The sequence below is a fragment of the Paenibacillus wulumuqiensis genome (assembly GCF_000971965.1).
GTDB classification, from domain to species: domain Bacteria; phylum Bacillota; class Bacilli; order Paenibacillales; family Paenibacillaceae; genus Saccharibacillus; species Saccharibacillus wulumuqiensis.
Window position 1 is genome coordinate 16,758 of record NZ_LAQP01000022.1, and the last position, 24,967, is coordinate 41,724.

At 49.4% G+C, this 24,967-nt stretch carries 23 protein-coding genes; 1 reads left to right on the forward strand and 22 read right to left on the reverse strand.

Going from position 1 to position 24,967, the window contains the following annotated elements; translation table 11 throughout:
* Positions 1-17: 17 nt before the first annotated feature.
* From nadA to pth, 14 genes are all read right to left on the reverse strand, one after another.
* On the reverse strand, positions 18-962 hold the full coding sequence (gene nadA / locus WH45_RS21850; RefSeq protein WP_046216551.1) for a quinolinate synthase NadA: 945 nt from the start codon (positions 960-962) through the stop codon (positions 18-20).
* 350 nt (positions 963-1,312) lie between these two features.
* Positions 1,313-3,358, reverse strand: a complete 2,046-nt coding sequence (gene ftsH, locus WH45_RS21855; protein WP_046216552.1) for an ATP-dependent zinc metalloprotease FtsH — start codon at positions 3,356-3,358, stop codon at positions 1,313-1,315.
* 150 nt (positions 3,359-3,508) lie between these two features.
* Positions 3,509-4,048 carry a hypoxanthine phosphoribosyltransferase gene (hpt, locus tag WH45_RS21860; RefSeq protein ID WP_046216553.1) on the reverse strand — a complete coding sequence of 180 codons (540 nt, stop codon included), beginning with the start codon at positions 4,046-4,048 and terminating at the stop codon, positions 3,509-3,511.
* 55 nt (positions 4,049-4,103) lie between these two features.
* Entirely contained in the window at positions 4,104-5,537 is a 1,434-nt protein-coding gene (gene tilS / locus WH45_RS21865) for a tRNA lysidine(34) synthetase TilS (RefSeq protein WP_052723916.1), read from the reverse strand.
* A gap of 18 nt (positions 5,538-5,555) precedes the next feature.
* Complete coding sequence (locus WH45_RS21870) at positions 5,556-6,494, reverse strand: protein kinase domain-containing protein (RefSeq protein WP_046216554.1); 939 nt, start codon at positions 6,492-6,494, stop codon at positions 5,556-5,558.
* Between the two features lie 203 nt (positions 6,495-6,697).
* The gene (locus WH45_RS21875; RefSeq protein ID WP_046216555.1) at positions 6,698-7,198 is read right to left on the reverse strand and encodes a S1 domain-containing RNA-binding protein; all 501 of its coding nucleotides are present in this window, start codon (positions 7,196-7,198) and stop codon (positions 6,698-6,700) included.
* A gap of 137 nt (positions 7,199-7,335) precedes the next feature.
* Positions 7,336-7,698, reverse strand: coding sequence for an FtsB family cell division protein (locus tag WH45_RS21880; protein WP_082097048.1), 363 nt, complete (start codon positions 7,696-7,698; stop codon positions 7,336-7,338).
* A gap of 164 nt (positions 7,699-7,862) precedes the next feature.
* Positions 7,863-8,141, reverse strand: coding sequence for an RNA-binding S4 domain-containing protein (locus WH45_RS21885; protein ID WP_046216556.1), 279 nt, complete (start codon positions 8,139-8,141; stop codon positions 7,863-7,865).
* Positions 8,141-8,413 (reverse strand): HU family DNA-binding protein, encoded by a 273-nt coding sequence (locus WH45_RS21890; protein WP_046216557.1) that lies wholly within the window; start codon positions 8,411-8,413, stop codon positions 8,141-8,143. Before WH45_RS21890 ends, WH45_RS21885 begins: the two co-directional genes overlap by 1 nt.
* A 133-nt stretch (positions 8,414-8,546) precedes the next feature.
* On the reverse strand, positions 8,547-10,031 hold the full coding sequence (gene yabN / locus WH45_RS21895; RefSeq protein WP_046216558.1) for a bifunctional methyltransferase/pyrophosphohydrolase YabN: 1,485 nt from the start codon (positions 10,029-10,031) through the stop codon (positions 8,547-8,549).
* A gap of 47 nt (positions 10,032-10,078) precedes the next feature.
* Positions 10,079-11,728 (reverse strand): putative polysaccharide biosynthesis protein, encoded by a 1,650-nt coding sequence (locus tag WH45_RS21900; RefSeq protein ID WP_046216559.1) that lies wholly within the window; start codon positions 11,726-11,728, stop codon positions 10,079-10,081.
* A gap of 142 nt (positions 11,729-11,870) precedes the next feature.
* A complete protein-coding gene (locus tag WH45_RS21905; RefSeq protein WP_046216560.1) occupies positions 11,871-13,061 on the reverse strand; it encodes a peptidylprolyl isomerase in 1,191 nt (396 codons plus the stop codon).
* The gene (mfd, locus tag WH45_RS21910) at positions 13,048-16,572 is read right to left on the reverse strand and encodes a transcription-repair coupling factor (protein ID WP_046216561.1); all 3,525 of its coding nucleotides are present in this window, start codon (positions 16,570-16,572) and stop codon (positions 13,048-13,050) included. Before mfd ends, WH45_RS21905 begins: the two co-directional genes overlap by 14 nt.
* Before the next feature lie 201 nt (positions 16,573-16,773).
* Positions 16,774-17,334 carry an aminoacyl-tRNA hydrolase gene (gene pth, locus WH45_RS21915; RefSeq protein ID WP_046216562.1) on the reverse strand — a complete coding sequence of 187 codons (561 nt, stop codon included), beginning with the start codon at positions 17,332-17,334 and terminating at the stop codon, positions 16,774-16,776.
* Between the two features lie 124 nt (positions 17,335-17,458).
* Between pth and WH45_RS21920 the strand changes: the two genes are divergently transcribed.
* Positions 17,459-17,659: a hypothetical protein gene (locus WH45_RS21920; protein ID WP_046216563.1), complete on the forward strand. Its 201-nt coding sequence runs from the start codon at positions 17,459-17,461 to the stop codon at positions 17,657-17,659.
* Between the two features lie 81 nt (positions 17,660-17,740).
* Here the strand turns inward: WH45_RS21920 and WH45_RS21925 are convergent, their stop codons facing one another.
* The 8 genes from WH45_RS21925 to rnmV all read right to left on the reverse strand — a co-directional run bounded on the left by WH45_RS21925 (position 17,741) and on the right by rnmV (position 24,852).
* The gene (locus tag WH45_RS21925; RefSeq protein WP_046216564.1) at positions 17,741-18,694 is read right to left on the reverse strand and encodes a ribose-phosphate diphosphokinase; all 954 of its coding nucleotides are present in this window, start codon (positions 18,692-18,694) and stop codon (positions 17,741-17,743) included.
* A gap of 198 nt (positions 18,695-18,892) precedes the next feature.
* The gene (gene glmU / locus WH45_RS21930; protein ID WP_046216565.1) at positions 18,893-20,284 is read right to left on the reverse strand and encodes a bifunctional UDP-N-acetylglucosamine diphosphorylase/glucosamine-1-phosphate N-acetyltransferase GlmU; all 1,392 of its coding nucleotides are present in this window, start codon (positions 20,282-20,284) and stop codon (positions 18,893-18,895) included.
* Between the two features lie 226 nt (positions 20,285-20,510).
* Positions 20,511-20,795 carry a septation regulator SpoVG gene (gene spoVG / locus WH45_RS21940; RefSeq protein ID WP_046216567.1) on the reverse strand — a complete coding sequence of 95 codons (285 nt, stop codon included), beginning with the start codon at positions 20,793-20,795 and terminating at the stop codon, positions 20,511-20,513.
* 194 nt (positions 20,796-20,989) lie between these two features.
* The gene (purR, locus tag WH45_RS21945; protein ID WP_046216568.1) at positions 20,990-21,826 is read right to left on the reverse strand and encodes a pur operon repressor; all 837 of its coding nucleotides are present in this window, start codon (positions 21,824-21,826) and stop codon (positions 20,990-20,992) included.
* Positions 21,827-21,995: 169 nt separating this feature from the next.
* Positions 21,996-22,850: a 4-(cytidine 5'-diphospho)-2-C-methyl-D-erythritol kinase gene (gene ispE / locus WH45_RS21950; protein WP_046216569.1), complete on the reverse strand. Its 855-nt coding sequence runs from the start codon at positions 22,848-22,850 to the stop codon at positions 21,996-21,998.
* A gap of 176 nt (positions 22,851-23,026) precedes the next feature.
* Positions 23,027-23,311 (reverse strand): biofilm formation stimulator Veg, encoded by a 285-nt coding sequence (gene veg, locus WH45_RS21955; RefSeq protein ID WP_046216570.1) that lies wholly within the window; start codon positions 23,309-23,311, stop codon positions 23,027-23,029.
* A gap of 106 nt (positions 23,312-23,417) precedes the next feature.
* Positions 23,418-24,302, reverse strand: coding sequence for a 16S rRNA (adenine(1518)-N(6)/adenine(1519)-N(6))-dimethyltransferase RsmA (rsmA, locus tag WH45_RS21960; protein ID WP_046216571.1), 885 nt, complete (start codon positions 24,300-24,302; stop codon positions 23,418-23,420).
* Between the two features lie 4 nt (positions 24,303-24,306).
* On the reverse strand, positions 24,307-24,852 hold the full coding sequence (gene rnmV, locus WH45_RS21965; RefSeq protein ID WP_046216587.1) for a ribonuclease M5: 546 nt from the start codon (positions 24,850-24,852) through the stop codon (positions 24,307-24,309).
* Between the last annotated feature and the right edge of the window lie 115 nt (positions 24,853-24,967).

The following is a 24,967-nucleotide window of genomic DNA, read 5'->3' on the forward strand; positions in this document are numbered from 1 at the left end:
GATACATTTACCGATTCTCAGGAAGAAGAGACTTCCAGCATTCGTTCCAGCGAGATCCGTGCGCGGTCTGCTACAGCTGGCGGTACATAAATTTGCGGCTTCATCGTTTCCAGGCAATTGACGAGTTTTTTGAGATTGTTTACTTTCATGTTGGGGCACACCAGATATTTACTGGCAAAATGAAAGGCTTTGTCCGGACTGTCCTTGCGCAGCTGATAACCGGTACCGTCTTCCGTACCTACGATAAACTCCTGGCAGTCCGATTCCCGGCAGTATTTGATAATCGCAGTTGTACTGCCTACAAAGTCACCCAGTGCGACCACTTCAGGACGGCATTCCGGATGGACGACAAACTGGGCATTCGGATGCTTTGTTCTCATTTCGACGACATCCTTGACGGTGAGCATATCATGGGTATTGCAGTACCCTTCCCAAATGATCATTTTCTTGTCTGTATGCTGCTGCACATAATGACCGAGGTTTTTATCCGGTACCCAGATAATCTCATCGGAATCCACCGACTGGATGACCTTTACCGCATTGGCGGATGTACAGCAGATATCCGTTTCCGCTTTGACATCGGCAGAGGAATTAATATATGTGACGACTTTGGCATTCGGATGCTTTTCCTTGAGGCGGCGCAGTCCATCGACATTGACCATATCAGCCATCGGACAGCCTGCTCGTTCGTCCGGGATAATGACTGTTTTGTTCGGTGCCAGAATTTTAGCGCTTTCTCCCATAAAGTGAACCCCGCAAAATACGATCGTATCCGCGTCTGTCTGTGCTGCCTTCTGAGCCAGCAAAAATGAATCTCCCCGAAAATCGGCAACTTCCTGAATCTCATCCCGCTGGTAATAGTGGGCCAGAATAATCGCATTTCGTTCTTTTTTCAGCTGAAGCAGACGCTCCCGTAATTCTGCATCCCGTTCTGCCTTTTTCTCCAATGCCAAAGCTTCCATGAACTCATCTCCCTGTAGTGGTTTGAGACAGTTTTCACAATCTTGCGCGTTTATAGGTGAATCATTGAATGAATAGTCTTTCTCACCTTTGTGAAAAAAATCTCGTAGTCGACTGCAAAATGTGTCAAAATTGTGATCAACATCTCCAATAATGTACACAATCCTCTATATGATTGTCAATCTGTTATTTGGTATAAGTTAACAATTTCTTTTTATTCGCATTTTTATCCAAGTTATACAGATATGATCTCCCAATCGCTGCTCCCCTATTTTTTTTGCAAAAGCATATAAAAAAGCCCGAAGATCCTTAATGATCTTCGGGCTTTTGGGAATTCATTGATTACGTGGGCTTAGGAAGTTGGAGTACCGCCACCTGGGCCACGATTGTCATCAGAGCCACCTGTTGGATTGTTCGGAATATTTCCGCCCGCTCCCGGTTCTGATGATGGATTGTTGTCTTTGTCGAGACGAACTTGGGAATCACCAATGCTGTCAAAAGTAGGTTCACCGGTTTCGGAAGGACCACTGTCATTGCTGCCAGTATTGCCTTCACCCATACCTTCAAGTGATCCATTTTCGATCAGGTATTTGATTTGTTCGAAGTCCAGTGTCTCTACTTCAAGCAATGTCTGTGCAACCAGATGCATTTCTCTGGAATGCTTTTGCAGCAGCTCGCGACAACGTTCATACGACTCGGTAATGAAGCGATTCATTTCCTGATCAATCTCGTAAGCAATCGCATCACTGTAGTTCTGCTCATGTCCGAAATCGCGGCCCAGGAATACCTGACCCTGTGAATTACCAAACTGCATTGGGCCAAGCTTCTCACTCATACCGTATTCCACGATCATGCTGCGCACGATGCTGGTCGCTTGCTGGAAGTCACTGTAAGCGCCGGTACCGATCTCACCGATGTACAGTTCTTCCGCTACGCGTCCGCCGAGGAGACCGGTTACTTTATCCAACAGTTCCTGCTTGGTTACGAGTGTGCGATCTTCTTTTGGCATCATGATCACATAACCGCCGGCACGTCCGCGTGGTACGATGGTTACTTTGTGTACCATATCGGCATGCTCCAGGAAGTAACCAACGATGGTATGTCCTGCTTCGTGATAAGCGACGATGCGCTTCTCGCGGTCACTGATCACACGGCTGCGTTTCTCGGTACCGACGATAACACGGTCAATCGCTTCGTCCACCTCACGCATGGAGATGTCACGACGGTTGCGGCGTGCTGCCAGGAGAGCCGCTTCGTTCAACAGGTTCTCCAGATCAGCTCCGGTAAAGCCGGTCGTACGCTTCGCAATGATGTCCAGTTTGACATCTTTGGTCAGCGGCTTGTTGCGTGCATGGACTTTCAGAACCGCTTCACGGCCTTTGACGTCCGGACGATCTACCGTAATCTGACGGTCGAAACGGCCTGGACGCAGAAGCGCAGGGTCCAGAATATCCGGACGGTTGGTTGCCGCTACGATAATAATACCTTCGTTGGCTCCAAAACCATCCATCTCAACGAGCAACTGGTTGAGCGTTTGTTCACGTTCGTCGTGACCGCCGCCCAGGCCAGCACCACGCTGACGTCCTACTGCGTCAATCTCATCGATAAAGATGATACATGGCGCATTTTTCTTCGCATTCTCAAAAAGGTCACGTACACGGGATGCACCGACACCGACGAACATTTCGACGAAGTCAGAACCCGAGATGCTGAAGAATGGTACTCCCGCTTCCCCGGCTACTGCACGGGCAAGGAGTGTTTTACCGGTACCTGGAGGACCCACCAGCAGTACGCCTTTGGGAATCCGGGCTCCAACGGTATTGAATTTACGCGGATCTTTGAGGAAATCAACGACTTCGACGAGTTCCTGTTTCTCTTCGTCTGCGCCGGCTACATCCTCAAAAGTAATCTTTTTCTTCTCTTCGTTATACAGACGCGCACGGCTTTTGCCAAAGTTCATCACTTTGCCTCCGCCACCCTGAGCCTGATTGAAAAGGAAGAAGAAGAGAATAAACATAATCACGAGCGGGATCATGGATGTGATAAAGGACAACCAGATACTGTCGCCTTCCTTAGGTTTAACGGTTACCTGCGTCCCCTTGGCTTCACTGGCAGTATTGATTAGATCCAACGCTGCGTCGGTGGCAGGGATGTAGGATGAAAACTGCTTGGTCTTTGCACCTTCAGGTTGAACTTTAAACATACCGGTAACCAGATAAGCATAGTTATCATATTGAATCGTTACTGATGCTACATTACCATTGCTAAGTTCAGTTTTGAGTTGGTCATATCTTGGATTATAGACACCTTCACTTCCGTCACTGACGTAACGGACAATGCCCACCACGACTAAAAAAAGTATTAAATAGAATCCAGAATTCCGGATGAACCGATTCATCCCCTACCTCCTCTCAAGACACTTAAATTATTTTACCATAGCCCGTCTGACGTTCTCAATAGATGCCAGAGTGCAATAACAGATATTGTTAATAATGAGTATTGTACCCATTCCATGTCCAATTTCCATTATTGCCCGCGGGACCAGTAATTAGTTTGAATAAATTTCCGGTTTTAAAATCCCGATGTAGGGGAGATTCCGGTAGTGCTCGGCGTAGTCCAAACCGTAACCGACGATAAAGGCATCCGGAATGATGAATCCCGTATAATCTGCCTCAAGTTCAACGGTTCTGCCTGTCGGCTTATCGAAAAGGGTTACTACACGCACACTATTGGCATTGCGGCCATGCAGAATCTCGATGAGGTAGCTGAGCGTGAGTCCACTATCAATAATATCTTCAACAATCAGTACATCCCGGCCTTCTATGGATACGTCCAGATCTTTGACAATCTTAACGACACCGGATGATTTGGTGGAAGCGCCATAGCTGGACACTGCCATAAAATCGATCTCCAGTGGTACTTCGATCCGTTTTACCAGATCGGCCATAAAAACAAACGCGCCTTTCAGAACACAGATGACAAGTGGATTGCGGTCCTTGTAATCTTCACTGAGCTTCGCACCCAGCTCCAGAATTTTCTGCTGAATTTCTTCCTCGCTGATGAGCACTTCTTTGATATCGTTGTGCAACTTGGATGAACCTCCTACATTATACTTATCAAGCTAAATCGATGGAAATCAAACATTATTCTGCAGACTTTATCCGTCTCATATAAAGGCAATGACTCGAGCCTGAATGCAAAAGTGCCTCCTGCGAACGCCGGACCCCCGGAATCCACAGTATACGACCATGATGATCTGCCAGAAGCGGCAGGCGATCACGCTGAGATAATGGTATTTTGGCATCGATAAAAAGATTTTTAACTTTCTTCGTTCCACTGCCCAGGAGCCTGATAATATCGCCGGGACGGCGGGAACGCAAATAAAGCGGAAAATCCGTTAAATCCGCATCGAATAACGCTTCATCCGAAGAAAGCTGTAACGCTTCGGAATGACACTCTCTCCATTCCAGCAAGCGAATCTCCACCTGATCTAAAGATCCCGGTATGGATATCACGGCATTTTCACGCTGCAGGGGAATGCAAAACGGCTCTATTTCCCTGCCCGAATGCTGCATAAACCGGATATTCCCGTACTCTCGTACGCAGATCACCCGTTCTCCGACATCCAGATTCCAGCTTGTGAGATGGCTCTGTACGATCTGCTGGCGGATCAGTTCGATTTTGGCAAAATCAAATTGTTCAGCAGTTGATGACAGATAATTTAATATTAGTTTAATCAACCTCCGTTGTAAAGCGACATGAGCGCCTGCAAAGGAAGTCACGGGAAATGAAAATGATCCTTCTTTTTCTTTAACCAATTCAGCATATAACGCCTCGGTTTGCTGCTGAATATATTCACTTTCCGTTCCGGTAATCTCGGCAAGGCGGGCCAGAGTCGGCACCAGCTGCCTGTTATACTGTTCCAAAAAGGGCAAAACGTCCAGCCGTATGCGGTTCCGCGTATATTTACGGTGCTCATTACTGCTGTCGATCATGTACTCAAAGCTGCACTCCTCGCAACTACGAATGAGGTCTGCCTTGTATATACGCAGAAAAGGCCGGACAAGTTCCACTTTTTTTTCGGTTCTGCGCATTTTGATGCCCCCGATTCCCTCCGGTCCGGTACCACGGATAATCCGCATCATAACCGTCTCGGCCTGATCGTCCATATGGTGGGCAAGCGCAATGGAATTGGCATTGTAGCAATCAGCGACTTTGTGTAAAAACCGGTATCTCAGTTCACGTGCTGCTTCCTGTGCTCCTTTGCCGGTCTGTTCCATATAAGCCGGCGCATCGACCTGCTCCAGTTCAAAAGGTACACCAAGCGCTGCAGCCTGTTTCCTGACAAAGGCAGCTTCCTCTGCCGACTCCTCCGGACGAAAGCCATGATTCATATGGGCACAAATGACCGTCCAACCATATGCCGGTGCCAGCTGATGCAGAACATGCAGCAGTGCAATCGAATCCGGACCGCCGGACACAGCAGCCACAATCCGGCTGCCCGGGCGCCACAACCCTTCCTGCTGAACAAGCATGCGGACATGATCAAGTATCCTGTTCCATGTCTGCGGCTCCATACTCTTCTCTCCTATCGATTAACCTTTGATATAAATGGCAATGTATAACACGACGGCCAGCGCAATCAGCGACCAGATAAAGGCCCTTCTCAGCTTCACCGTCATCAGGTCACTATTACTGCGGCTGGAGGGCAGACCGGTGCGGCTGATCGCTTTCCAGGCGTTATACGCTTCCCGTGTATTCCGGAACTCGCCCCGAACCGCCTTTTTCAGCCAGCTGTTGTATAATCTGAGACCGGGTGTCTCATCGATCAGCATGACCAGATCCGCTTCGCTGCGCATCTGCGGCAGACGGGTGGAGATCATTTTGTGAAGCGCCGGTTCATTGAACAGCTTGAGGCAAATGACGGCAAAAGCAAACAGATCATAGGCAAAATCACCGGTGCGGGTTCCCGCTTTCCAGTAATGGCGGTCATACCACTCCGTAAACTGGTGAATGTTTTTGCCTTGAGGGCGGGCCCCGCCGTAATCGATCAGTTCCACTTCGCCCTCCTCCGTAATGATCACATGCTCTGCCTTGAGGTCGCCAAACACCCAGCCGGATTCATGCAGCTCCAGCAGAATCTCCAGAAGCCCAAGACCGGCGATGCCGATTTTATCGCTTCCGCGCGAGCGCAGGTAGGCGCTGAGCGGCTGGCCTTTTACATATTTCATCACATAAAAAGGGATCTGTCTCCCTTCTTCTTCATAATCATCCGCATCATACAGGTACCGATTGGAATTATTTCTTCCCGTCAGTTTCCAATGCTTATGTAAAGAGACAAGGAGTTTGATCTCCGGCTGCAGATCATGGTTTTCCGTCGCCATTTTGAGCGCATACGGTTGACCCTGCGGACCATCTACCAGGTATACAATTCCATTGGTTCCCTTACCCAGCGTCCGCTGAATGATATATTGCTGCCCTCTCGTTCTTCCTGTAACCGTGGTTCCTGCTGGCAATTCAGAATGATAAGACATCGACAACCGAGTCTCTCCTTCCCCTCCAAGTTGGGTCTGGTCTCAGTGTAACACAATTAAATAACCATTTTATACAAATTCAAAATCGTCTGCTGCGGTCCGGCAGCTGCGCTTAGCGGGGAAGATGGCGGGGTAAGCAGCAAAAAACCGTAGATGCCAGAGCATCTACGGTCGTTATTTATATACTGTATGCCAGGTGAGGATTAGCTTCGCTTGGCACCACGGCCTCCACGCTTGGATTCCGTATTTTTCTTCAATGATGAAATGCGCTCCTCACTGTCTTTAAGGAAACGGGACACTTTATCATCGAATGTAGCTTTAGGAACAGAAGGCTTGTTAAAAGAACGTCCTCCGCGATCACGGTTGAATCCACCGCCGCCACCTGGACGATCTCCTCCATCTCTTCCACCGCCGCGTGATTCCGGACGAGGTGGTCTAGAAGATGGTGCTGATGCTGCTTCTGCCGGCTTGTCTACTGCCTGCTTAATCGAAAGTCCAATCTTACCATCTTTGTCGACATTGATGACTTTGACAGTAACGACATCGCCCAGTTTGAGGTGGTCGTTAACGTCTTTTACATAATTGTCGGCAATTTCCGAGATGTGAACAAGACCAGTGACACCTCCCGACAGATCTACAAATGCTCCAAAGTGCGTTATTCCCGTCACTTTGCCTTCTAACTTGGTGCCCACTTCAATTGCCATAGAGTAAAATGATCCTCCCTTAAAATATACAGTAAAATCCTATTGGATTACGACCTGCGGTGATTAAATTATAACGGAAGCCGAAAATTAGGTCAACTGAGGAATAGCGTAACTTGCGACCCATTTCGCGGCATTATTCACTTTTTTTCTTCAGGATCGGTAGCCCAGATCGGCTTCTCGCCCGGCAAATACATACCGTACTGCTTGCGCGCTACCTGTCCGATATATTCAGGGTCTTCCAGACGTTTGACCTCGTTCTGTGACTGAGCATATGCCGCTTCGGCCTGTGCCTTCTTGGCCTCCTGCTGAGCGAGCTCTGCCTTCTTCTCGGATAAATGAATGGATTGGACCACAAATGTGTAAATTGCCCAACCAAGGAATAGCACCATAACTACCATCCAAATCCGTAGCCTTCTACGTGCTCCATGGTTTGGTGACGGAGCTGTCTGTTTTTTGTGTTGTTGGCCGCCGCTTCGTATCGGCACCGGTTTTGGGATCATCAGGTCTCCTCCTTGCTCAGTCTGTAACGCATATTATCGATTGACATAACTATACCGTCTAACTTTACATTACCACAAAATAATCAAATGTAACACTTTGTAACCAAATAAAATAGTAAAAAGGCTGTTTTGTGTCCAGAGGGACGCAAAACAGCCTTGATGGTTTAGAAAGGAAAATCTTCGGATTTGGCGACCGGTTCCTCTTTGATTAGAGTATACATGGTTGCCGCCTCTTCTTTGCGTGTTGTATCAGCAAGTCTTTCGACGCGGACAGTCACCAGCTTTTGTCCAAACTGGACAGTGATCTCGTCGCCTACCTTTACCGTGGCGCTCGGCTTCGCTTCACGCCCGTTCAACAGGACTCTTCCCTGCTCAGACACATCTTTGGCCACGGTACGGCGCTTGATCAGTCTTGATACTTTCAGGAATTTGTCCAGACGCATTAGTTAACCGCTTCTTTGAGCTTGTTGCCCGCTTTGAATGCAGGAACATTGGACTCAGGGATGTTCAGCTCTTCACCGGTTTGCGGGTTGCGTCCGGTGCGTGCAGCACGCTTGCGAGTTTCAAAAGTTCCGAAGCCGATCAGTTGAACTTTGTCACCGCTGGACAGTGCGCTTGTGATTTCATCAAGAAAACCGTTCAGTACAGTTTCCACGTCTCTTTTAGTCAAACCGCTATTGTTGGAAATGTTGTTAATCAGATCTGTTTTGTTCATTATTAAAAGCCTCCCAAATTTTCAAAAAAATTCAACTGGATAACATGTTCTGTCCCATGAACAGCATGTTAACATATAGCTGCTTCTCTAGTATAGTACATTCTTGCTCTCAGCCCAAATTCCTGTGTAATATTCATAGATTTTTGCTTTTGGCCTCGTCCCACAGGCGGTCCATCTCTTCCAGGCTTGCCTGCTGGATCTCCTGACCCTGTGCCCGCAGCGACTGTTCGATGTATTGGAATCGCTGCTTGAATTTGCGATTGACCAGTGCGAGTGCCTGCTCGGGGTCCGCATTGATAAAGCGGGCGATGTTCACTGCGCAGAAGAGCAGGTCTCCAAGCTCCAGCTGCTGATCAAGAGGATCATGGCCTTCGCGGATCGCTTCCTTGAGTTCGGCGAGCTCTTCGTCCAGCTTACCGATTGCACCTTCGACATCTTCCCAGTTAAAGCCCACTTTGGCGGCCTTTTTCTGGATTTTGTACGCGCTCAGCAGGGCAGGCAGATCACGCGGCACGCCATCCAGCACGGACGCATCTGCAGTTTCAATGCCTTTGAGGCGTTTCTCCTCGGCCTTCATCGCATCCCAGTTCTGCAGCGCAGCCTGGGCATCACCGGCCTGTGTATCACCGAATACATGCGGATGGCGGAAGATCAGCTTGCGGTTCAGCCCTTCAATTACGTCGTAGACGTTAAATGTTCCGGTCTCTTCCTCAATCTGGGCATGCAGCATAATCTGCAGCAGCACATCACCAAGCTCCTCCTGCATATGCTCCGGATCATCATCGTCGATCGTCTCCAGCACTTCATACGTCTCTTCAATAAAGTTCTGACGCAGCGACTGATGGGTCTGTTCACGGTCCCATGGACAGCCGCCCGGACTGCGCAGAGTCTCGACGATCTCATGCAGACGGGCAAACGTACGGTTGCGGATCATCTCGTCCTCGGTACACGGTACATAGATCAATGACAGATTGCCATAATCCTGAATGTGATCCAGCTCGTATACGGGTACAGAGACAATCACCTCTCTGCCTTCTACGCCGAGATAATGGCATACTTTAACCTCATAATCATCCGGGTACAGCTCCATCAGACTGAGCTTCACATCGGAAGCGGTAAATGTATCATATACCTGTCCAATGACTGTATGCATCTGCGGCTGAAGCAGCTGGGCATTAAGCTGAGCGGCATCCAGTAGCTGGAAGCCCTCGATCGGATCAAATCCAAGGCGGGTAAATGCTTCATCCAGGAAGCTCTCTCCTCCCAGCACCTGTACCTTGATGCCTCTCTCCTGTCCCTGTTCACGCAAAATCTGCACTGTACGCTCGGCGACCATCGGGTGTCCCGGCACCGCATAGATGATCTCTTCACCATCTGCTGCGTCTGCCGCAATGTTCAGCAGCCTGTCGGCAATCTCTGCATATACTTCCGGAAAGGACTCTCTGGTCTCATATACATCATCAAAGGTCACAAAATCGGCAGTTACCGATTCCAGTGCCGGATGATCCTTGGTTCGCACATACAGGCGCTTGGCCTGCTGCAGCCTGCGGAAAATGCCCACAGTCAGCTGATCCACATCACCTGATCCAAGACCCACAATTGTTAATATAGCACTCATTGGCTCTCCTCCTGTCCTGATCATTATTTTCCAAATCTATATCTTGTCTATCCCATAATTCGCATCGTTCTGAGCAGCTTCACCAGCTTGTCGCCCACTTTGGGAAGAGCCAGTGCCTGTTCCTCGGTCATCAGCCGGGTGCGGAAGAGTCCGATCAGGAATACGACTCCGCCGATCACCACGCCTCCCAGTGTAACCACCAGCGCTTCCATACGCGGATGAATATACATCCTATCCATCATTGCCCCGGCGGCCCACATCCATCCGACCACACACAGGCCCATTATCAGCGTAACGAACAGCGGCTTCAGCAGCAGATCACGCCAGGACAAAGAGAAACGGGTCAGGCGAGCGAGCAGCAGGATGTTCAGCACCGCAGCCAGACTATACGCGACAATGCCGGCAATAGCTGCTCCGTTAATGCCATACAGGGGCACCAGTAAGATGTTCAGCACCGCTTTGACGACAGTCGATAGCAGCAGATGAACGGCAGGTGCCCGTACCGAGCCCATCCCCTGCAGCATGGCTGCCGTAACGATGGACAGCGTCGCTCCTATACCGGTAAAAGCCAGCCAGCGGATGGCCGTACTGCCGGCGTCATCCTGATACAGTGTAATATCTACCGGTACAGCCAGTACGGCAATACCTACAGATGAGGCCAGTCCAAGCAGCCAGAACCAATTGACCGTCTGCTGGGTCTGGCTGCGGATCAGATCCATTCGCTGCCGGACTCTCGCTTCCGCCAGCGCTGGAATAAACAGCACCGACATCGACGTTGCCAGCATGGCCAGCAGCTGCACCAGCGGAATCCCCCGGTTATAGATCCCGAACTGGATCATCGCCTCGGATTCGCTCCAGCCTGTACCTTTGAGCAGACGTGGAACGGTAAATGTATCGACCAGACTAATCAGCGGAGCAGAGAGCGAACCAAGACAGACCGGCAGCGCATACAGCAGCAGCGCTTTGAACAGGGGCCAGGCCGGTTCCTTTTCAGTGACAGGCAGTGTTACCTTCACAGCCGTATCAACCGCTGCAAGGCGGGAACGGCGCTGGTGAATCCACCAGTAGATCAGCATGACGATCAATCCGGCAGCTCCCCCTGCTGCCGAGCCGAACGTGGCTCCAGCAGCGATCCAGTCATCGGATGCCCCGTATTGATTGAGGATAACCAGCAGCACTACCATCGCGGCGACGCGGATCGTCTGTTCCGTCACCTGGGAGACCGCGGTAGGAACCATATCATGCAGTCCCTGAAAATATCCCCGCAGACCCGCCATAATCGGCACCAGCGGCAGAGCGAGGGCTGCACTGCGAATCGCCAGTTCGGTATGCTTGTTATCGATCCAGTCGGCCAGCAGAGGTGCGGCGACATACATAAACACCCCGCAGACAACCCCCAGTACCATCAACAGCAGGGAAGAGAGCCGCATTACCCGGCGGGCACCGGCAGGATTACCGGAAGCCATTTCTTCCGCGACAAATTTGGAGACCGCGGCCGGAAATCCGGCTGTCGCTACCAGGAGAACCAGCGTATAAAACGGATAGACGGCATTATAAATGCCAAATACCCCATCGCCTCCCATGTTCTGAAGGGGGATTTTCTGGATGGTACCGATCAGCTTGGATAGTACCGCTGCCAGTACAAGTATGAATGCCCCCTGCAGCATACGGGATGATGGGGTCGCTGATTCCTTCATAACGGGATCTCCTTTCCTGATCTTCAACTTACCTCCGAGTAAGAATAACAGAATGTGGCCGTATCACGCAAAAATAGCGCGGGAATCCGCGCTATTCAGTATTGCAATGCCGGGAGAAGCGGCCAGGCCTCTCCGCAGTCTATTACTTGCTGCTTTCGGTTGTACTTTCAGCTGGTGCGCTTTCCGTGGAATTTGCACCATTTTCGGTTGTGCTTTTACCTGTTGCAGCATCACCGGCAGTTCCCGGGCTCTCGGTTGTTCCTGGCGTGCTGGTACCAGCGCCGCCTGTAGCATCGCCTGCTCCTTCGGTAGCGGCAGGTGCCGGTGCCTTAGGCAGATTTTTGCTCTTGATCATTTTTGGAACATCATTGGCCATGTAGTTACTGAAGTTCTGAGAAGCCAGCTGGGACTTGATGGTATCTTTTTCTTCAGCTGTCAGATCTTTAAACGCTTTTTCCGTACGGGATTCCACTTTGATGACATGGTAGCCATAGTCTGTTTTGACCGGCGGACCCACTACGCCGATTTTTTGTGTCAGCACTGCATTTTTGAATCCTTCCACCCAGTTGCCGACTTTTTGATCTTTGTACTGGCCGCCTTGTTCTTTGGAGCCTGTATCGTCGGTATACTTTTTGGCAATGGTTGCAAAGTCAGCACCTTTATCCAGTTTTGCTTTAACCTGCTTGGCAAGTTTGAGCGCCTGGGCATCGGTACGTGTTGTTTTGCCGTCGGCACTTTGCAGTCCGATCAGCACGTGACGTACTGTAGCTGTAGTGTAGTCTTTTTGATTGGCATCAAAGTAAGCTTGAACCTTATCATCGGTTACTTTTTCTTTCATCACTTCGGAACCGGTCAGAACAAGAGTCATATAATCCTTTACATCCTGATCTGTCAGTTTTGCTGCTTTTAGCATTTCCTGCCATTGTTCCGGAGCCATGCTTCCTTTAAATTGGGTCAGCTGCTCTTCGGCTTGCTGTGTTCCCGCTTTTTTGGCAGCATCGCTGGCAGTCTGTGCCAGAGATTCATAAGCTACTTCCTGCTCCAATAACTTATTCATGATTTCGTCTCTATATTCAGGCATCTCGAACATTTGAGCATATTGTGGAGTCAGGAATTTTTGCATGCTGACTTCTTTGTTAAATTCATTCTCGGTGATGGTGCCACCTTCATATTCAGCAACAACCGGGCTGTTATCCTTGGCTTGCTCAGCAGCTTTTGGCTGTTGGGAAGCCGCGTTATTGCCGTTGTTGCAAGCTGCCAACAGACTGATGCTAAGTACAGCTCCTGCTGTCAATACCGCTGTTTTACGAGCAGCTTTTTTAATTGGCCACATTCTGTAGTTCCCCCTTTAGTTTAAATGATTCCATGACAGCTTCAAGAAACTGGCGCAATAACTCCAGCAGCTCGCCATCCGTCATTCCCTTGCCTTTAATCTGAATGATCATGTTGGAACCCTGATTAAATTGTACACGTCTTTCATAGCGATTGCCAATCTCGGACAGGAGGCCCATATCAAATGCTTTTTCCTGGCCTGCATGGAATTTGAGCTGTACATTATCACCCTGACGGGAAATGTGTTCAATACCATAGCGCTTGCCATACAGTTTCAGACGGGCAACCTGCATCAGCTGGATAACCGCTTCCGGCAGCTCACCGAAACGGTCAAGCATTTCGTCTTCCAGCTCTGCAATATCATCAAAGGAAGATACAGCTGCCACTTTCTTATAAATTTCTATTTTTTGGATACTATCATAAATATAATCGGATGGCAAATAGGCGTCAATCGACAGATCAATCGTTGTATTCCAATCATTGGCTTTGAGATCCTGCTCACCGAGCATGGTGACTTTACGTTTCTGGATTTCTTCCGCCAGCATCTGGGAATACAGATCAAAACCGACCGAGGCGATAAAGCCGGATTGCTCTGCTCCGAGCAGATTACCCGCGCCGCGGATCGACAGATCGCGCATGGCAATTTTGAAGCCCGAGCCCAGCTCGGTGAATTCCTTGATCGACTGCAGACGCTTCTCGGCGACTTCAGTCAATACTTTATCCCGCTGGTACGTGAAGTAGGCGTAAGCGATCCGGTTGGAACGTCCTACCCGTCCGCGCAGCTGATACAGCTGGGACAGGCCCATCTTGTCTGCGTCATGCACAATCAGCGTGTTGACGTTCGGGATATCGACACCCGTCTCGATAATGCTGGTGCTGACCAGCACATCGAACTCACCATCCAGGAAGTCGAGAATCGTCTTCTCCAGTTCCTGCTCGGACATCTGGCCATGACCAACCGCTACACGCGCCTCTGGTACCAGCTCCGAGATATGGGCAGCCATCTCATGAATGCCCTGTACCTTGTTGTACAGATAATATACCTGGCCGCCGCGGTTCAGTTCGCGTTCGACCGCTTCGCGCACCAGTGTCGGGCTGTGTTCCACTACATAGGTCTGTACCGGGAAACGGTTCTCCGGTGGTGTCTCAATAACCGATAGATCCCGCACGCCCAGCATCGACATATGCAGGGTACGCGGAATCGGCGTCGCTGTCAGCGTCAGCACGTCCACATTGGTTTTGAGGCGCTTCAGCTTCTCTTTGTGGGACACACCGAATCGCTGCTCCTCATCGACGATCAGCAGACCGAGATCCTTGAACACCAGATCCTGGGACAGCAGACGATGCGTACCGATCACGACATCGATCGTTCCCTGCTTGATTCCCTTGATCGTCTCGTTCTGTTCCTTGCGTGTACGGAAGCGGCTCAGTACCCCGATATTAAATGGATACTCGGCAAACCGCTCGCGGAACGTCTCATAGTGCTGCTGCGCGAGAATGGTTGTCGGCACCAGAATAGCGACCTGCTTGCCTTCGATCGCTGCCTTGAAGGCTGCACGAATCGCAACTTCAGTCTTGCCGTAACCAACGTCACCGCACAGCAGGCGGTCCATCGGACGATTTTTCTCCATATCGCCCTTGATCTCGTCAATCGCACGCAATTGGTCACGGGTCTCATCATACGGGAACGTATTCTCAAACTCATGCTGCTCATTCGTATCCTTGTCAAAGGCATAACCCGGCGCTGCCTGACGCTCTGCATACAGCTTGATCAGATCGTCGGCAATATCCTGTACGGAAGAACGGACTTTATTTTTGACACGGATCCATTCATTGCCGCCCAGCTTGTATACTTTCGGCTCTTTCTCTTCAGAACCGACATATTTCTGAATCAGATCGATCTGCTCAATCGGTACGGACAGTTTGTCGCCGCCGGCGTACATAATGTGCATATAGTCTTTATGGATACCGCCAACTTCAAGCGTGCCGATCCCCATGTATTTACCGATACCATGGTTCTGGTGAACGACATAGTCGCCTACCTTGAGCTCGGTATAACTGCGGATACGCTCTGCATTATCGACGTTTTTGCTGACTTTGCGCACTTTGCGCTGCTTTTTGGAGAACATCTCGCCTTCGGTAATAACCGCCAGATTAATGGACGGCAGTTCAAAGCCGGCCTGCATATTCCCATCCATTATGACAGGCGTCTCGATATCATAATCATCCAGCACACGGCGGACGCGTTCCATCCGCTCTTCGCCGCTGGCCAGCATAACGACCTGCATGCCTGTTTTTTTCCAGCGTTCCATTTCGGATTTGAGCACATTCATCTGTCCATGGAAATCCTGCATCGTACGGCTGACAAAGTTCACGATGTTGCCAGGCTGTACATTCGGCACCTGACGCAGGAAGACAGACATCCACACACTCTGGAAAGGACTGCGGTACATCACATCGTCCGTATGGGCAGCCAATTCCAGTCCAGGCAGACTTTTGCCATTCTGCAGCAGGTGCATATCCCATTCGCTCTCATCGCGTTCCAGCTGCCGCGCTGTTTCCTGCAGGCGAGCCGGTTCTTCCATGACGACGACTGTATCTTCCGGCAGATAATCGTACAGGGTGACCTGCTCCGGATAGAGAAGGGCAATATATTTATAGATTTCCGGGAAATAGACATGCTGACGCAGCAGTTCAATTTCACGGCCGATTTCTTCTTTGAGTCTTGCCTTGGCTTGTCGGTCGGTCATTTTCTCCAGCTGCATGTCCAGTCTGGCTGCAACCAGATCAGCCGCCTTGCGCATCCGTTCTTCATCCGCAATAATTTCACGGCATGGTGTGATGGTGACCGATTTCACCTTGTCGATCGAACGCTGATCATCCGGATCAAACGTACGGATCGAATCAATCTCTTCATCGAACAGTTCCACACGATACGCCAGATCGGTCGTCACCGGGTAAAAGTCGATAATGCCTCCGCGGACACTCATCTCTCCACGGGATTCGACACGTTCGACGCGCTCATAACCGAGCTCTACCATTCGCTTGAGGAAAGCTTCCAGCTCCAGCGTTCCGCCATCCTTCAGGATAATCTCCGCACCGGCAATATTTTCACGCGCCGGCAGATAACGACGTACACCGGAAAATGGCACGACAATAACGCCGCGGAATCCGGCGGCACATTGCGTCAGTACATCAATACGCTGCGCCAGCGTCTCCGGGCTGGAAATGGCAGACTCTGCCGCTACCAGTTCATTGGCAGGATAAAGCAGCACCTGCTCCGGGGTCAGTGCCTCCTGCAGATCTTCAGCTATTTTGTGGGCATGAAACATATTATGAGTAACGACCAGCATTGGCCTTTGCGTCTCCGTAAAAAGGCCCGCAATCAGCAAATGCCGGGCCGAGCCAGACAATCCGGAAATGAGTTGATCTTTCATTCCGGACACAATACCATCGCGAACAGAACCAAAGTCATTATCTTTGGCAAATGCTTGTATCAGATTGTGTAACAAAGCGGCACCTCACTTATTCTCGGGTCAGTATTAGAATATATAAACAAAGGATTATAAACAAATCACACAACGGTAAAACGACAAACCGGATAAAATGCCGATTTGCCTACAAACAACCGCCTTCTTAACCTCTGTATGAATGGTCCGGAAGGCGGCATATATACGATTTAAAAGATATAATTATTAAGCTTTATTATATCATTATCCATTAAACTTAGCCATGGTCTGCTCAAACGTATGCTTCATACTAAATTCAAGCGCATCACATGTATTCTCGATCATCTGATCGAGCAGTTCTTTTTCTTTTTTGGGGAAAGGGGACAGTACATAGTCGACGATCGCATAGCCTGGTTCCGGCCGGGAGACGCCCATGCGAATCCGGTCAAACTTCTGGGTACCGGTATGCTGAATAATCGATTTGATCCCGTTATGACCGCCAGCGCTGCCCTGAAAGCGCAGCCGGATCTTGCCGGTCTCCGTGTCCATATCATCATAGACGACAATCAGGTCTTCCAGAGCGACTTTGTAATAATCCATATAGGAACGTACCGCTTCGCCGGACAAATTCATATAGGTCATCGGTTTGATCAGCACGGCTTTGACGCCACCGATATGGCCTTCGCCAATCAGTGATTTGCTTTTGCTTTGGCTGATGGATATACCGTGCCGTTCCGCCAGACGATCCAGCGCCATGAAGCCTACATTATGGCGTGTTTTGGCGTATTCCGGTCCCGGGTTACCCAATCCTACAATCCATTTCATTGTTTCATAATCCTCATTTCTTCGGTATATGTCGATATGCATATGTCTACGGTGCAGTAATTTTCATTTTTTGTTAAAATTGGTGTACACCAAACGGATAAGTCTAACAAGGAGGACACTCAGCATGTATACCTTTGGGCAGCAGCTGCTGAAAAACCGTCATTTTTACGACCATTTCAGACAGGAAATGCCTGTGCAGATTTACCGTCATGGTATTCCTGTGGATATTGGTCTGATTACCGCCTATGATCATCAGTTTATCGAGATGAACCATATTCTGTATCATCGACAGCGGCATACTTTTATATCCAGACCAGGCTACTGAATGCAAATTACACTTCTATGGATACACCGATAAGGGTTACTTGCCTCCACCGAGGAAGTAACCCTTCGTTACATGCATTGATTATTCGATTTCAAACAGCTTGCTGATCGATAGTTCCTCGTGTACACGGATGATTGCTTCGCCCATCAGTGGAGCGACGGACAATACTTTCAGCTTGCTGGTCGGATTCAGATGCGTGATTGGAATCGTATCCGTCACGATCACTTCTTTGAGCGGAGAGTTCTCCAGGCGATCCATCGCCGGGCCGGACAGTACCGGATGCGTACAGCATGCATAGACTTCTTTGACTCCGCCTTCGATCAGCGCATTTGCACCCAGTACAATCGTACCTGCTGTATCGATGATATCATCGACCAGGATCGCTGTCTTGCCTTCAATGTTACCGATAATGTTCATAACTTCACTAACGTTAGGCTCCGGACGACGCTTATCGATGATTGCCAGCGGTGCGCTGAGCAGATCAGCCAGTTTGCGTGCGCGTACTACACCACCATGGTCAGGAGACACGACAACCGGGTTCTCGATTTGCTTGGAACGGAAATATTGAGCCAGAATCGGCACACCCAGCAGATGGTCTACCGGAATATCGAAGAAACCTTGAATCTGCATGGCATGCAGGTCCATTGCGATTACACGGTGAGCGCCTGCTTTCTCGATCAGGTTCGCTACCAGTTTGGCTGTAATCGGATCACGTGAACGTGCTTTGCGGTCCTGACGTGCATAACCGTAATAAGGAATTACCACATTAATGCTCTTGGCGGAAGCGCGTTTCAGTGCATCTACCATGACAAGCAGTTCCATCAGGTTATCATTCACCGGCGCACAGGTCGATTGAATGATGTAGACATGACAACCGCGGACGCTCTCGGATAGTTTCACCTGAATTTCGCCATCACTGAAGCTGGTGGTACGGGATTCGCCCATGGGAATACCGATATAGTCGGCAATCTGACCCGCCAACTTGGGATTGGAATTACAAGTGAAAATCTTTAGTTTGGAATCACAATAAGTCATAATGGTTAAAACCCTCCGTGGTGGTTCATTGGAATGCTCATCAGCTCGGTCTTATTTATCTCTCTCTATATGGTCGATCAGATCATTCAACAAGCATCATACACTTAACATTATATAATAATTTTCTAGCGAATAGTGGCATTATGTTAGTGCAAATGGATAATAATTTAATCAATTGGTCTTATGATTCACAAATTATTACTTTTGTTCCTTGATTGCTCTGGCTTTGGCACGAATTTTCTCCGCATAACCCGGCTTGTTTTCCTGGCGTGCACGTGCGATAGCCAGGTCATTGGCATTCACATTTTTCGTAATGGTGGAGCCTGCTACCACATAAGCGCCTTTGCCGACACGCACCGGTGCGATCAGGTTGGAGTTGCTGCCGATGAACACATCATCTTCGATGATTGTTGTGGACTTGTTCAGTCCATCGTAGTTGGCAGTGATTGCTCCACAGCCGATGTTTACGCCGGAACCGACTTCAGCATCGCCTACATAGCTCAGATGCGGAATTTTGGAACCATTACCGACTTTGGCATTTTTCAATTCGACAAAGTCACCGACTTTGACCTGGTCACCGAGTACGGTTCCCGGACGAAGATATGCGAACGGTCCGATCATGCCCTCCTGGCCAACCTGAGTCTCTGACAATACCGATTGACGGATCGTGGTGCCGCTGTCTACCTTGGAATCCTCAATCTCCGTGTTCGGACCGATGATGCAGTCTTCGCCGATCACGGTATTGCCTTTGAGAATGGTACCGGGATGCAGCACCGTATCCGCACCGATCTGTACATCTGCACCAATATAGGTGGAATCCGGATCGATGATCGTTACGCCATTTAGCATATGCTGGCGGGCGAGACGTCTGCGCATGAACTGCTCGGCTTCCGACAGAGCCACACGGTCATTAACACCGATGGATTCGGAAATGTCGGCTGTTACATAAGCGGAGATCTGTTTGCCCTGCTCACGCAAAATGGTGATGCAGTCCGGCAGATAATATTCCTGCTGGGCGTTGTTGTTCGTTACTTTGGATAATGCAGAGAACAGCAGGGAATTATCAAAGCAGTACGTCCCCGTGTTGATCTCCTGTACCGCCAGCTCTTCCGGTGTACCGTCCTTTTGCTCCACAATCTTGGTTACACTGCCATCCGCATCACGAATAATACGGCCATAACCTGTCGGATCTTCCATGCGTGCTGTCAGGATGGTTACTGCCGCACCTGCGGATTCGTGCTGGTGAATCAGGTTCTCTAGCGTCTCCGGTGTTACCAGCGGTGTATCTCCGCAAATGACGATCGTTGTACCCTGCTCTGCTCCGATCAGCGGCTCCGCCTGGCGCACCGCATGACCTGTGCCCAGCTGCTCACTTTGCAGTGCATATTCCGCACGGTCTCCCAGGAATGATTGCACCGCTTCGGCTCCATGTCCTACAACAACGACACTGCGCTCACAATTTACTTTCTGTACAGCGTCCAGTACGTGGCCTACCATTGGCTTGCCGCATACCGGATGAAGCACCTTGTACAGCTTGGATTTCATCCGTTTGCCTTTACCTGCTGCCAGTACTACTGCCATCCTTTTCAAAAAAATTGCCCCCTCCATAATTGAATCTATTTATACATATAATCCCTGAATTTGCCTAGGAACCAGCCTGTTTGCGGGACTTTGTAATATTGATCTCCAACCATAATTATACAGCCGTCAAAAAAACTCCATACTGAATATATCTTATTCCGGACAAAAAGAAAAGGGAGCCACAGCTCTTGCTCCCTGTGACTCCCTTTTCTTTTAAACCCCAATAAGTACTTGATCATGCGCCTTCTTCAATAACTTCTTCTTCAAGACCGGCACGTTCGTATTCAGTCAGCACGGCTGTCTGAATCTTCTCGCGAGTGCTTGAAGAAATAGGATGCGCGATATCGCGGAACTCACCATCCGGTGTCCGTTTGCTCGGCATTGCGACAAACATGCCATTGTTACCGTCGATAACGCGAATGTCGTGAACGACAAATTCGCTGTCGATTGTGATAGATGCAATGGCTTTCATTCTGCCTTCGGAGTTTACCCGGCGGAGTCGTACATCCGTTATTTCCATATGTGTTCACCACCTTTGTCCATAAAGACTTGGTTGTGTATTTCCACACATGGCGGGGAAATCCCTCTTTTTTTCTGAAAATTTATTGCGTATTTTTTTACCTTTTTGCTTTTTTTGCCGTTTTTCGACGAATTACAAAAAGATTGACTGATAGACATTCTCATTATCAAAACGGGTTCTATAGGTGAAAACGTTTATCGCTTTTCATTTTCAAAGTAATTTCCAGGTTTGACCATGATTTTCTTGCTTTTGGAATCCATTTCCGTCAGGGTAGCCAGCGACACATAATCGGCCCAAAGGCGATCTTCTGTATCTACTGCACCGGATTCAAGCAGTACGCCGACCCCGGCTACTGTCGCATTGAACTCATCCAGCAGGTCGACCATGCCCTGAATCGTTCCTCCAGCCTTCATAAAATCATCAATAATGAGCACGCGGGACTTCTCCTTCAATGCCCGGCGTGACAGGGTCATCGTATGCAGGCTCTTGTGGGAACCGGATACATAGTTGATGCTGACAGCCGATCCCTCGGTCATCTGATGGTCGCGCCTTACGAGTACAACCGGCAGATTCAGCTGTGTACCTGTCGCGTGAGCCAGCGGAATGCCTTTGGTCTCGACAGTCATAATGACATCGATTGGCGTATCGGCAAATACCGATGCGAAAATTTTACCGACTTCATTTAGAATCGCCGGCTGTCCCAGCAGATCGGACATATAGATATAATTGCCCGGCAGCAGACGATCCGGCTGCTCCAACTGGTGACACAGATCATTCATAAAGGAAAAAGCTTTCTCGCGTGACAGTCTTGGGATGTATTTCACTCCACCGGCTGCTCCTGCCAGAGTCAACAGTTCCCCGACGCCTTCTTCTTCAAAAACTTCCTTGATAATTGTCAGATCTTCACTGATCGATGACTTGGCCGCTCCATATCGTTCAGCGAAAGTCGTTAACGGAATCAGCGTGTGTGGTCGTGATGTCAAATACTGGGTTAGCTCGACCAGACGCGCACTCCTTTTTAATTTTTTCACTTTAACTCCTCACTATCTACAAAAAATTTACAATTATATACCAAAATCCGAATATTTAAAGTGAATATAACATTTTTGTACGTGTTTGTAAAAGAAAATCGCAATCTTTTTCATCCAATCTGCATAAATTCAGCACAATGGTATGAACAAGATTGCGACCTGTATTCATTCAGGTTAACATCCTGACGGCATAGACTTCATGGCAGAAGCCGCGCAGCCCATTATAAATACGGGCTACCTTGGATTCTTTGGATACGAGTCCGAAGACGGTAGGACCGCTTCCTGACATTAATACGCCATCCGCGCCCAGCTGAATCATCGCCTGCTTGAGCTGTCTTACCTCTGGATAATGCGCCAGGGTAACATCCTCCAGCACATTGCCCAGTTCACTGCAGATCTGCTCAAAGGAATGCTGCTCCAGCGCTGCACGCATATTCGCTGCCGATGGGTGATGGGCAATACGATCTGCCTGCAGACGGCCGTATACGTTCGCTGTCGACACATTGATCGGCGGCTTGGCCAGAATCACCCAGCAGTCCGGCGGGCTCTGCAGCGGCGTCAGGATCTCTCCACGCCCTGTAGCGAGCGCGGTGCCGCCCGTAATGCAAAAAGGCACATCCGAGCCGATCGAAGCTCCTAGCTCCATCATCTCCTCATGCGGGATATGAAGGTTCCAGAGACGGTCCAATCCCCGCAGTGCAGCAGCCGCATCGCTGCTGCCACCCGCGAGTCCGGCCGCGACCGGAATTTTCTTGTCGATATGAATGTGTACACCCTGGCGAATATGATACTTTTCCTTCACTTTCTTGGCTGCCTGATAAGCGAGATTTTTCTCGTCCAGCGGAATGTATCCGGCCTGGCTGGATATTTTGATCGTATCTCCTGCCATTTCCGAAATCGTGAGCCGGTCCGCCAGATCTACCATGGTCATAATCATCTCGACTTCATGGTAGCCATCCGGCCGCTTATGTAATACATCCAGCATCAGATTAATTTTAGCGGGCGCTTTTTCGTATAACTTCATGAGGTTCCTCCACCTTCAACAGTCCATCCGTTCTTGATCTATATTCAGACCGGCTGGCTGCCAGTCAGCATGAACAATCCATATTATAAAAAAAATAGATTATGAAGTCCATTCACAAAACAAAACAGTCTCTACCCCGAAAGGAGATAAAGACTGCCTTATAATAAAACAGTTATTCAATTCCCTGCGTATTCGATCCGCGTCTGGGAATCTTCATCGCAGACCGTAATCTCGACAGAGTCGGTTAATACGTCAGCGTAGCTGTAAGACACTCGTTCAAAAGTTTGATGATCATCATCAAGCTTTACTGTAAAAACAGAAGGGTAGGTTTCTTCTAAAACGCCAGTCCGTTCAATGGTCTTCTTGCGACCACCATTTGCACGCAAAGTGATTTTGTGCCCAACATGAGCATCAAGAGCATCAAGATTGCGTTTAATCTCCGTAAGCGCATTGTTAGCCATGCCTACAACCACCTCTTTTCCTATTCCAGTATACCAGAAAAAGAGGGATATGTCAAAGGAACATTAAATTATAGCAGTCAGAAAATTATCTTGTCAACGATTATTTTCAGCGGATACCTGCGTCCAAAAATACCTTGCTGAGTACTGCATATTCTTGCAAACTAAGCGTCTCTCCACGTCTGGTTGGATCAATACCTGCACTGGCCAAAAGCTGTTCCAGCTGCTCCCGATCTCCACCGGTGAAGTAGCGTGTTTTCAGGTTATTGGCGATCGTCTTGCGGCGCTGTACAAAGGAAGACTGCACGATATCAAAGAAATGCTGTTCATCTTCCACCTGTACGGCAGGCTGCTCACGCAGCTTGAGACGGATAACTGCAGACTCTACATTCGGTTGAGGAATAAATACCGTCTTCGGTACGATGCAGACCAATTCCGGCTCGCAGTAATACTGGACAGCGATACTGAGACTGCCGTATTCCTTGCCTCCCGGCTGTGCGGCCATCCGCTGGGCAACTTCCTTCTGGATCATGACGACAATGTTATCGAGCGGCAGGCGCTCTTGCAGCAGCTTCATCAGAATCGGAGTGGTCACATAATACGGCAGGTTGGCTACGACACTGACTTTGTCGACACCGCTGAAGTCTTCACGGAACAGTTCTTGCAAATCCACTTTGAGAATATCCCCGTGACGTACATTGACGTTGGAATACCCCGACAGGGAATCCTTCAGGATCGGAATAAGCCGCTGATCGATTTCTACCGCGGTGACTGCCTTAGCCTGCTGGGCGAGGCGCTCGGTAAGCGCCCCGATACCGGGACCAATCTCCAGAGCACCACGCTCCGGTGTCAGTTCTGCCGCTTCGACAATTTTATTTAAAATATTCGCATCGATCAGAAAGTTCTGCCCGAGGCTTTTTTTGAATGAAAATCCGTGCTTGCTAATAATTTCCTTGGTCCGTCGGGGTGTGGCAATATCGTGTCGTTCACTCATTGATTTAATGTTCCTCCGCTTCCAGTTGTGAAAGTGCTGCAGCAAATTCCTCACGGGTGATGCCGAATATACGCAGCCGCTTATGAAATTGCTTGCCGTTACAGTAGCCGATACCGAGCAGATTGCCCATCTTCATTCGCCGCTCTGCTGCATCCTTGTGCATAACGAGTCCCGTCATCATCAGATCATCCCAGTCAATCAGCACTTCGGCTGACGGCATTTCCGTATGAAGTCGTGCCAGCGCTGCGCGGATGGAATCGGGTGATGCATTCTCGACACCAATATCTCCTTTGCGTGTGGCTTCATCTTCCGGGATAAAGGCATGTTTGCAGCCAGGCACCTGCTGGGCCACAATTTTGCGTATACGCTCGCCGGCATGATCGGGATCGGTCAGAATAATGACTCCTCTGCGCTCCTGTGCCAGCTTCACACGGCGGATCACGTCCGCACCTATGGCTGATCCGCCTGTCTCGATCGTATCCGCTTCTACCGCACGCTTGATGGCAACCGTATCATCCCTGCCTTCTACCACGATCACTTCTTTAATCACTTTTGCCTTACGCTTCCCTTCTGCGTTCATCTATGAATCTGTCTTCAGTATAACAAACAAAAAGAAGAGGATTCATCCTCTTCTTTTTGTCGGTTCTATTCACGCTCATGGTTAA